Annotated in this window: 9 protein-coding genes; 3 read left to right on the top strand and 6 right to left on the bottom strand. The window is 44.6% G+C overall.

Going from position 1 to position 9873, the window contains the following annotated elements; all coding sequences use genetic code 11:
- Window positions 1–197: 197 nt before the first annotated feature.
- Window positions 198–1310, top strand: coding sequence for a hypothetical protein (locus AC4II3_RS28155; protein ID WP_488010371.1), 1113 nt, complete (start codon window positions 198–200; stop codon window positions 1308–1310).
- 31 nt (window positions 1311–1341) lie between these two features.
- Here AC4II3_RS28155 and AC4II3_RS28150 read toward each other — a convergent pair whose 3' ends face one another.
- From AC4II3_RS28150 to fabG, 3 genes are all read right to left on the bottom strand, one after another.
- Window positions 1342–1956, bottom strand: a complete 615-nt coding sequence (locus tag AC4II3_RS28150) for a hypothetical protein (RefSeq protein ID WP_488010372.1) — start codon at window positions 1954–1956, stop codon at window positions 1342–1344.
- Window positions 1957–2196: 240 nt separating this feature from the next.
- Window positions 2197–3858, bottom strand: coding sequence for a chaperonin GroEL (groL, locus tag AC4II3_RS28145; protein WP_488010373.1), 1662 nt, complete (start codon window positions 3856–3858; stop codon window positions 2197–2199).
- A gap of 120 nt (window positions 3859–3978) precedes the next feature.
- Window positions 3979–4755 (bottom strand): 3-oxoacyl-[acyl-carrier-protein] reductase, encoded by a 777-nt coding sequence (gene fabG / locus AC4II3_RS28140; RefSeq protein WP_488010374.1) that lies wholly within the window; start codon window positions 4753–4755, stop codon window positions 3979–3981.
- Between the two features lie 152 nt (window positions 4756–4907).
- Between fabG and trxA the strand changes: the two genes are divergently transcribed.
- Complete coding sequence (gene trxA / locus AC4II3_RS28135; RefSeq protein WP_488010375.1) at window positions 4908–5225, top strand: thioredoxin; 318 nt, start codon at window positions 4908–4910, stop codon at window positions 5223–5225.
- Between the two features lie 199 nt (window positions 5226–5424).
- Here the strand turns inward: trxA and psb29 are convergent, their stop codons facing one another.
- From psb29 to hemF, 3 genes are all read right to left on the bottom strand, one after another.
- Window positions 5425–6198, bottom strand: coding sequence for a photosystem II biogenesis protein Psp29 (gene psb29, locus AC4II3_RS28130; RefSeq protein ID WP_488010376.1), 774 nt, complete (start codon window positions 6196–6198; stop codon window positions 5425–5427).
- A gap of 767 nt (window positions 6199–6965) precedes the next feature.
- Window positions 6966–7334: an STAS domain-containing protein gene (locus AC4II3_RS28125; protein WP_488010377.1), complete on the bottom strand. Its 369-nt coding sequence runs from the start codon at window positions 7332–7334 to the stop codon at window positions 6966–6968.
- A gap of 693 nt (window positions 7335–8027) precedes the next feature.
- Entirely contained in the window at window positions 8028–9065 is a 1038-nt protein-coding gene (hemF, locus tag AC4II3_RS28120; RefSeq protein WP_488010378.1) for an oxygen-dependent coproporphyrinogen oxidase, read from the bottom strand.
- Between the two features lie 238 nt (window positions 9066–9303).
- Between hemF and AC4II3_RS28115 the strand changes: the two genes are divergently transcribed.
- Window positions 9304–9786, top strand: coding sequence for an SRPBCC family protein (locus tag AC4II3_RS28115; protein WP_070391956.1), 483 nt, complete (start codon window positions 9304–9306; stop codon window positions 9784–9786).
- The last annotated feature ends 87 nt before the right edge of the window (window positions 9787–9873 follow it).

Raw genomic sequence — 9873 nt, 5'->3', positions numbered from 1 at the left:
GGAGTTGGTAAGAAGCCCACACTGAACCGCGCTTGTCAGTGTGGGAGTATGTCACAAGTTAAACAGAGCATAACTCGCCTAGGATTTTAAGGCTAGGATCTAGGACGCAGTTCACGATATCGTATATCATTTTTTTGACAGAAGGGGGCAAAAAAGCCCACTTCTGCTGCTCTTTTTGACAAGACTGCTGGTCAATCATGGACTTATCTGCTATTTTAAACGTTGCCCTTGGCTTATTTTTTGTCTACCTGATCACCAGTCTGTTAGCCTCTGAAATCCAAGAATATCTCGCTAGCATTTTACAATGGCGAGCTAAACACTTACAGAGGGCTATCGAAAATTTAATTAATGGTGGGATTCAGTTACGAAATATAACCCTGAAAGATGTGGTCGATGAGTCAGATGAAGAATCAGTTAATGTAACCGTTGATCAGATTAACAATTTAAAAAAGACCAAACGGCTTTTAGCAAAACTCTATCAAAATCCGTTGCTTAAATCAGTTAATCACGAAGCCAAAGGCCTAGATAAGCAAAATGAATTAAAGTCAAATTCTAACTCAAAGGTTAGTGGGCCTTCCTATATTCCATCAGATACCTTTGCCACCGCTTTAATCATGACCATTGTTCAGCAGGCATCAACCTTCAAAGATAATGCCGAGATTACTCTGGACAATTTTAAAACAGCCCTTGAAGAAGAGAAGATTAAAAATTTACTTCCTGAAGACTTAAAGATAACGCTTTTAACCCTGATTGATAAAGCTAAATTTGAATACTCTGACCGGAACAAAGACCTGAAAACACTCCAGGAGGAACTGGCAACATGGTTTGACGAATCCATGACACGAGCTGCAGGGGTATACAAGCGTCAGTCTAAAGCCATATCTTTTTTAATTGGATTAGTGATTTCCCTAGCCTTGAATATCGATACCATCAATATCAGCAATCAATTCTATAAAAACCACAGTGTAAGAGCCGCTGTCAATCAAGTGACTAATAGAATTGTGAATGAAACTAGTGTCTGTTTACAGCAAGAATCAAACAGTAATGACTGTTATGATACTATAACCTCAGCTGTAGATGACCTAGCCTTCCTTCCCATTGGCTGGGGAGAAACTAATCTTGTAGAGCAGTTTGAAGAACCGAATCACCTTCCCAGAGAGCTGGGTTTGACTTGGGTTTACTTCAAATTCGTTTTAGGGATTATTTTGAGTGCGATCGCAATCTGTATGGGAGCCCCCTTTTGGTTTGAAGTACTAAATAAGTTAGTCAACGTTCGTAATACTGGAGACAAACCAAAATCCTCTAAATAGACTCCCAACTGCTAGTCCTATTTTAGTACTCCTATTTAGGCTGCAAGGCAAGAACTATAGCCTGGGTCCAGTGTACCTTGATCGGTGTGAACCTACAGGGTAAGTAGCAGGAACGCCTCTTTCCAGTATTTGGTTCAAATATATTGAATAATAATTGAAGATTAAATTTCCCACCATTTTTAATCGCCTTCTTCAAGTCTTTGACCGGAAACAATGCATTTTTAATCTTTTCATCACTAAGTTTAAAATCGCATTTTTGACCAGGACGAATTTTACCAACGTCTTGGCTTTTGGGTGCCTCTTCCATATCACCAGAATTTACCCAAACCATAGGTCGTGCATTATTTCCTAAGTCAGTGATAATACTCTTATCCCAGTCTATTTCAATATGAACAGGATTCTCGTTGGTTTTATTTTTAACAGTCAGTTTAAGATCCTTTAACTCATCAAATTTATAGCTAGGAGCGAAGCCAAAGTTGACTTCCATAAAATCATTAAGATCGTGCTTTTCCAGTTCCTGATTGATAGCGTCAGAGTCTACCTTAACGGTTATGAGTTTGTCTATTTCATCGAAAGCTTTGTACAAAACGTAAGTAACGCCGATTATATAAATCGTCAGGATTAGCAAGTTTTGGTCGTTATCCATTGAGAGTAAACCTCTTAAAAAGACTAGTTTAAGGTTTTATTCGTTAATGGGGATAAGAAGAGTCTGGATAAGAATTTTTAGATTATACCTCATAAATGAGTTGACTCAAGATTGACTCACGCCATCAATAAAGACAAATCAAAAAGCAGCCTGTCCTCAGGAACAAGCTGCTTTAAGGCTTCATGCTAGCAAAGCAAGAGACTAGGTCATGGCACTAGCTAATGGCACTAGCTAATGGCACTACATCATGCCCATGCCGCCCATGCCGCCCATGCCGCCCATGCCGCCCATGCCGCCCATGTCGGGAGCAGGAGCAGCGGATTTAGGTTCAGGTTTCTCTACCACCAGGGCTTCTGTGGTCAAGACCATACCAGCGATAGAGGCAGCATTCTGTAGGGATGAGCGTACTACCTTAGCAGGGTCAATAATACCTGCAACAATCAAGTCTTCAAGGGTGTCAGTAGCAGCATTATAGCCAACGTTACCAGTACTCTCCCGTACTTTCTCTACAATGACGGAACCTTCAACACCAGCATTATCCGCCATCTGAGCCAGGGGAGCTTCTAATGACCTGGCTACAATAGTTCCACCAACTTTCTCTTCGTCCTCTAGGTTGTTTGTCAGTGCAGGAATTTTTTCTATTAAGCGAATTAGGGTTGTACCACCACCAGGAACAATCCCTTCATCTACCGCAGCTTTAGTAGCATTGAGGGCATCTTCAATCCGCAGTTTGCGGTCTTTGAGTTCTGTTTCAGTTGCGGCACCAACTTTAATTACTGCTACACCACCGGCCAGTTTAGCAATCCGTTCTTGGAGTTTCTCCTTATCGTATTCGGAGTCAGTTTCTGCTAGCTGGCGGCGGATTTGCTCAACTCGCTTTTCTACATCTGCCTTAGTTTGACCACCAGCTACAATAGTGGTGCTGTCTTTGTCAATGCTAACTTTGGTAGCATTTCCTAGCATATCTAGGGAGACAGTATCCAGGCTCAAACCAACGTCTTCGGATATTACCTGACCACCGGTCAAAACTGCAATATCCTGTAACATTTGCTTGCGGCGATCGCCAAATCCTGGTGCCTTGACCGCAGCGGCATTCAATACACCCCTGGCCTTATTCACCACCAGAGTTGCCAAGGCTTCACCATCTAGATCTTCGGAAATAATCAGCAAGGGTTTGCTGTCACGAGCCACTTTTTCCAGAATCGGTACCAAATCCTGGATCACACTAATCTTTTTATCGGTAATCAGGATGTAGGGGTTTTCAAATTCCACTGTCATCCGTTCGTTATCGGTCACGAAGTAAGGGGAAATATAACCGCGATCGATCTGCATCCCTTCCACTACTTCTAATTCGGTGGAGAGGGATTTGGATTCTTCAACGGTGATCACACCATCTTTGGTGACCTTTTCCATGGCTTGGGCAATCATCTCACCCACTTCTGGATCGTTACCAGCGGAGACTGTAGCAACTTGAGCGATCCCAGTTCCCTGAACCGGCTGTGCCATAGCCTGAATCTCTTTGACCAGCTCGGCAACAGTTTTTTCGATTCCTCGGCGCACAGCTACAGGATTTGCGCCAGCTGCCACATTCTTAAGACCTTCTCGAATCATGGCCTGAGCCAGAATGGTAGCTGTGGTAGTGCCATCCCCAGCAACGTCTTTAGTCTTGGATGCGACTTCTTGAATCAGTCTAGCGCCAGTATTTTCTAAGGGGTCTTCCAGTTCAATATCTTTGGCAACGGTAATACCATCATTGACAATCTGGGGTGCCCCATACTGTTTTTCCAGAAGCACATTACGACCTTTTGGACCAAGGGTAATACGTACAGCATCAGCTAGGGCATTGACCCCCCGCTCCAATGAGCGTCTGGATTCTTCGTCAAACGAAACGATTTTTGCCATTGGTTGTTTAAAGTTGCTTTGTGTCTCCATTAGCAAATTTAGCACTCTTACACGAAGAGTGCTAATTCCTCTGACAATTTTGAACTTTCCAGAACTTAAAACACTGATGTGCCGGGGGGTTTAAGCCATAACCATCCCACCATCGACATTAAAGACTTGTCCAGTGATATAGGCAGCAGCTGGATCAGCTGCCAAAAACCTTACCATCCCAGCTACTTCTTCTGGCTGACCGTAACGACCTAGAGGGATATGCTCGATAATGCCTTCTGCTTTCAGGTCAGTAGTCATATCAGTGGCAATAAAACCCGGAGCTACGGCATTGACTGTAATCCCACGACTAGCAAACTCTTTGGCAACGGTTTTGGTTAAGCCAATCACACCAGCCTTGGCAGCACTGTAATTGGCTTGACCAGGGTTTCCCATTAGTCCAGACACTGAAGCAATATTGATAATGCGACCAGACTTTTGCTTTAGCATCAGTTTGCTCACTGCTTTGATACATAAAAATACCCCAGTCAGGTTGAGATTAATTACTGCGTGCCAATCTGAGGGTTTCATCCGCAATAACAAGTTGTCGCGGGTAATCCCAGCATTATTCACTAGCACGTCTATACGACCAAACTTTTCGAGAGTCCCTTTAACTAGGGCATCAACTTGTTCAGCTTCAGACACATCAGCCTGAAGTGCTAAGGCTTCACCCCCAGCATCAATGATAGCCCCTACGACCTGATCAGCTGCATTACTGGAACTGGCGTAGTTGACTACAACCTTTGCCCCTGACCCAGCTAAGGCCAAGGCCACAGCTCGGCCAATTCCTCGCGAGGCACCGGTCACGATGGCTATGCGATCGCTTAATTGTTGGGAAGATGGTTGCCCAGATGTCTGTAATGTTTCCATAAACCTTGAACTGTTTTCCATCCTGCCTGATCTTGTCCTGTGGGCAGGAACGGTTTCCTCCAAAGTTAACTTTACAGGAATCTTTAGCTTAGTCCAGCCCCAATGATTTTGGACTAGAATCGATCAGAAGGACTCGGAAAGGTTTCTTGCTCATGGCCGTTAAAAAGCAGTTCAAAACATTCCAAGAATTATTATCTGGCTCAGATGTGCCCGTGTTGGTAGATTTCTATGCCATTTGGTGTGGGCCATGTCAGATGATGGCTCCTATCCTAGAACAGGTCAATGCGGAGCTCAAAGATCGTTTGCAAGTTGTAAAAATTGACACGGACAAATACCCCCAGCTTGCTTCCCAGTATGGCATTGAGGCGTTACCAACCTTGGTACTGTTTAAAAACGGTCAGCCTCAACAACGGATAGAGGGGCTCAGACAAGCGGAAGACCTGATTCAACTATTACAACCTTTGATTTAAGATAATTTGGGTTGAAATTTTCCTTGATACCTGGACTGAGATGATCAGCTGATAACTGATAGCTGATAGCTAATTACTGATTGCTGATTGCTTATGTACCTTGCCCTTTGACCTTTTTTTCCAGGGTAATGGGATGAGCCCCCGTGATTTATCTGGGATTTATCCGGGGGATATCAGCCTGCTAGACCAAAAAACCTAGCTAGGAAGATGGGGCTTCATCCTTAGAGGAATCAGACTTAGACGAATCTGATTCTTCTGGGGCTGATGGGGTGGAATCGCTGCTAGGGGTAGCTGATTTTTCTTTCTCTTTAGCACGCTCCTCCCGCTTTTTGCGATCAGCTTGAATCGCGTCTTCTATCACTACCCGAGCCTGTGCCATTTTTTCGAGGTTGCTGCGGTACAACTCCAAGTCTTTTTGTAGCTTTTCGGAAGGAAGGTTTAATCCACTACTAATTTTGTTAAGTACTTCTTCGAGCTGCTTTTGGTCCTGAGCTAACTCCGAGTCCGCCTGCTCTAGCAGTGAAAATAAACCAATGGCAAACAATCTGCTGTACTTAAACTGAGAATTTTGTGCGATCGCAGCTATAGTGGTTGCCAAATCCCCAGTCCCATTCTCAGAGGTTGGGGAACTGAACCAGGAGATCAAATCTTGCCCAGACATAGACTCTACGCTGGTTTTGAGCCGTTGGGCATCTTCCTGGTACTGCTGAGCTTCACCTCCGACTGCTTGACACAGAGCATTAAAAATTGATTCTTTATCATTTCCCGGTTGATAGCTCTGCATAAACCGGTCAAAGCATGTCACCACACCTAAGCCATAGATGGGGTCGTAGTTAAAATCGACATTAACCGACAGCAAATGCATCTCTACCATCAACTCTTCCACTACACGTCGGTAAATAGAGTTGATGGGGCGAGTGTGATAGGTGTAGAAATCCCGTTTAGTATCCGAGACTGTGCGAACAGTATTCACAAGGCAGATCAGAATTGAAGCTTTATAATATTTTTATTATCTCCCATGAAGTACCTACCACCAAATCCAAGATGATGGTGGGGGTTTCCAGTTTCATCCGCTGATGCCAGATTGGTCTTAATCAACGTCCGGAGGTTTTGCTCTATCGCACTTACTCCCGCAGTAGGAGCTAAAGGATTTGTTCCCCTACTACCCTGGCCGCAACCCGCCTCCCGCAGGTCGTTTGATTTCTTGGAGTTCAACTTGCTGTGGACTTATTTTTACAAAGCTCAGCCAAGTTATTTTCCCGAGCTGCCGCTAGTAGCATTCAAGCCCTTTTCGTCGGTCGGGTCAATCAGCACCTTTGCTATTCTAACACGCTGTGATCACACATCTGTGGTATAAGATTTACCGAAGCCAAGCCAAGCTTAATTTGAAACCTAATGGGTGCAACATTTAACCTGTACAAACCTACTCACAAGCAGATAGGACGATGGTATAGCATTAGTTTTAACTAATGGTTGTTGCCGACAAAGCAATGCCAAAAGCATTGCGCTATTTTTATTAATGGAGGCTCTTCTGCCTACTCTCAAACCGCACTGTAACTTCACTCAGTCCATTATTTTACGTCGCTTAACTTACGACCAGCTGCCAAAGCTTTTAGTTCTTCGTTGGGCGGTAGTGTTCCCTTGTTAAACAAGTTACTAACTTATTTGATTATAAAACAGTAGATAATGTTTGACAAGGTAAGGTTTAGAGAGCTATAAGGCTAATAGTTGCACCTCTATTCAGGTGGCGATACTACTGGATAAACCATCTAAGGCTTCTTCCTCCGTTTCAAAAATTTCAAATACTGTGTCCATCATAGTGACTTCAAACACGAGCTTGGCGTCTGGATGAACAGAACAAATGCGAAAGCTGCCCTTAATTTTGTCAGCATCTCGCATGCCAGCCACTAAGGATGTCAAACCCGAACTATCAATAAAGTCAACCTGACTCAGATTAACCACTACATGCCTGCGCAGTTGGGAGATACACTCTTGCAATTTCAGACGAAAAGGCCAAGCTGTAGTGATGTCCAGGCGTCCAATCGGTTTCAAAACAATCACATTTGTACCATCTTCAGTAGTATGAGTTTTCTGATCGATATGAACCATCAGCACCTCCTTGTAGCAGCTACCGTTCATTGAAACCTTACCAAATCTAATCATTAAGAGTTGAGAGTGCGTCCCGAACGATTCAGGTGCGACAATCACGCGAATTTAATTCTTAATGGGTCAAGCGCACCTGTAGGACTAGCGCCACCTTTAGCCCCTGACTGCTTCCCAGCCAACTGAAAAAGCTCCAAAATGTTTTTTAATTAATACGCCCTGACTAACAAATTAAGCGGGGAAGACTTTTCTTAAAGCAAGCCCTCTGTGATTGGGATCATGGAGGTTCTCACTGCAAGCTAGTTTAGCTTACAGTGATTGGTTAAATGTCAGGGAACGTATCCAATTGTTGCACAAATCTGGTCAGAAGACCTTAATATGAAGGTAATGATGGGGATTAATCACGGATTTCTATTCTATCTTTCCCCAGCTATCAGCGTGTCGCGTATCAGCGTGTCGCGTATCAGTCATTGGCCGTAGGCTATCAGCGTGTCGCGTATCAGATAGCAGGGGATAGAACTGCACGGCATCGGATGAGTACAACTACCAGGGACTTTTAAGCAGCCCTACCAGCACCCCCGATGCTTGTTTACTAACTACCGTTGATTAGCTGACGGCTGATAGCTAACGGCTGATAGCTGACGACTGATAGCTGACATCGAACCATCCTAGTATTGCCATAAGTGACATGACAACAGGTTAAGCTTTCCAGTTTGCCCAGTCTTGAGGCTTGAGAAATATCTCATAGAGTTCGGATTCTGGTGTATTAGGCTCAGGTTGGTAACCGTATTCCCAACGCACCAAGGGGGGTAAGGACATCAGGATGGATTCAGTACGCCCGTTAGTTTGCAGACCAAAAATTGTGCCTCGGTCATACACCAGGTTAAATTCTACATATCGACCCCGACGATAGAGCTGGAAGTTACGCTCTCTTTCGCCATATTCCAGATCGCGACGGCGCTCTACAATGGGTAGATAAGCTGGTAAAAATGACTCAGAGCAGCTTGTGACAAAAGCAAATATATCTTCCCAACTCCGAGGCTCTAAAGCCCCAACCTTGTCACTGTATGCTGCTGCGGGACCATCTGGATGGGGACCACGATAGAGTTTACCCGTCGTGCCATCCTGATAGTCAAAAAATAAGCCCCCAACACCCCGCATTTCTTGACGGTGTTTCAGATAAAAATACTCATCGCACCAAGGCTTGAAGACTTGGTAATACTCAGGGTGATGGGCATCACAGGCTTTTTTCAATTGGCGGTGCAAATGGGCAGCATCTTCAGCAAAGGGATAGTAAGGGGTCAAATCGATTCCCCCACCAAACCACCAGACTGGTCCTGCCTCAAAGTACCGATAATTCAGGTGAACTGTGGGCACATAGGGATTACGAGGATGCAATACTAGGGAGGTACCAGTAGCGAAAAAACCATGTCCAGCTGCCTCGGGGCGCTGCTTCAAAATTGACGGTGGCAGCTGTTTTCCCCAAACTTCAGAAAAGTTAACCCCACCCTGTTCGATTACTGAACCATCGCGCATCACACGGGAACGACCACCACCCCCTTCTTCTCTTTCCCAAGCATCTTCTCTAAAGGTGCCAATCCCATCCTCTTTTACTAGAGCATCACAAATCGTATCTTGCAGCTGTTGCATCAATTGCTTGACTCTCTCCCTAGAGTCCGCAGGAGGTAAAGAAGTGGTATTAGTAGTAGTTGTTGTGTCCGTCTGTAAAGCTGTCATAAAAAATCCTAGCGAGTATCTAAGCAAAACCTTAAGTTTGCCTTGCCAATGTTATTGGTTGGTAGTTATTGGTTGGTAATTATTGGTTGGTACGATCGGTTACCGTCAGGGTCAGCCCTGGGGGTTGGCATAACTTCCAGGCAGTTGAGATCATATCCTAAATAGAGAGGGATTTTTCAACCAAAGCCATTTGGGAAAGATCATAAATCTGCCTGAGCATAGCTGCGGGAGGCGTGTAGTGATTCTTAATTTTTCTTTCAAATTAATTGCTGGTCACGAGGGGATTTGGTGTAAGTTTTCCCTCTTCAAGACCTATCGCGCCCTGAGTACTGCCCCAGTGGAAGTTCTCTGGCAAAAATTGATCAACTTAGCAGATGTGTCTTGGAATCCTCTGCTGTCAAGTACCAATGCTCCAAAAGGTTTAATGGCTAAACCTGGTTTAATTTATCAGGTAGTCACTCGCTTGATCCCAATTCCGGTGCGAATTTTCGTAGAGCGTGTCTTACCCGGTGAGCTACTCAGTATACGATTTCTGGCAATCCCTGGAGTTGAAAATCGTGTCACTTACCAAGTAGAGTCCACCCTTTGTGGTACCTATATTTCCTACTCAGTTACCCTAAAAGGCTGGTTATCACCCTTAATCTGGTGGATGATTCGCCCCTACGTGGCGCGGGTGGTATTTGAATTAGCCCAGGCCGCCGAGCAGGTCAGAGCAATCTAATACCGAGTTGGATTTAAAGATAGTAGATTGCTTGGATAGGGAGATGGGGAGATGGGGAGATGGGAACCCACCCCTAACCCCTCCCAG

It is taken from the genome of Moorena sp. (genome assembly GCF_982860115.1).
Note: the sequence above shows the minus strand (reverse complement) of the source record. Positions and strands in the feature narration are given on the sequence as shown.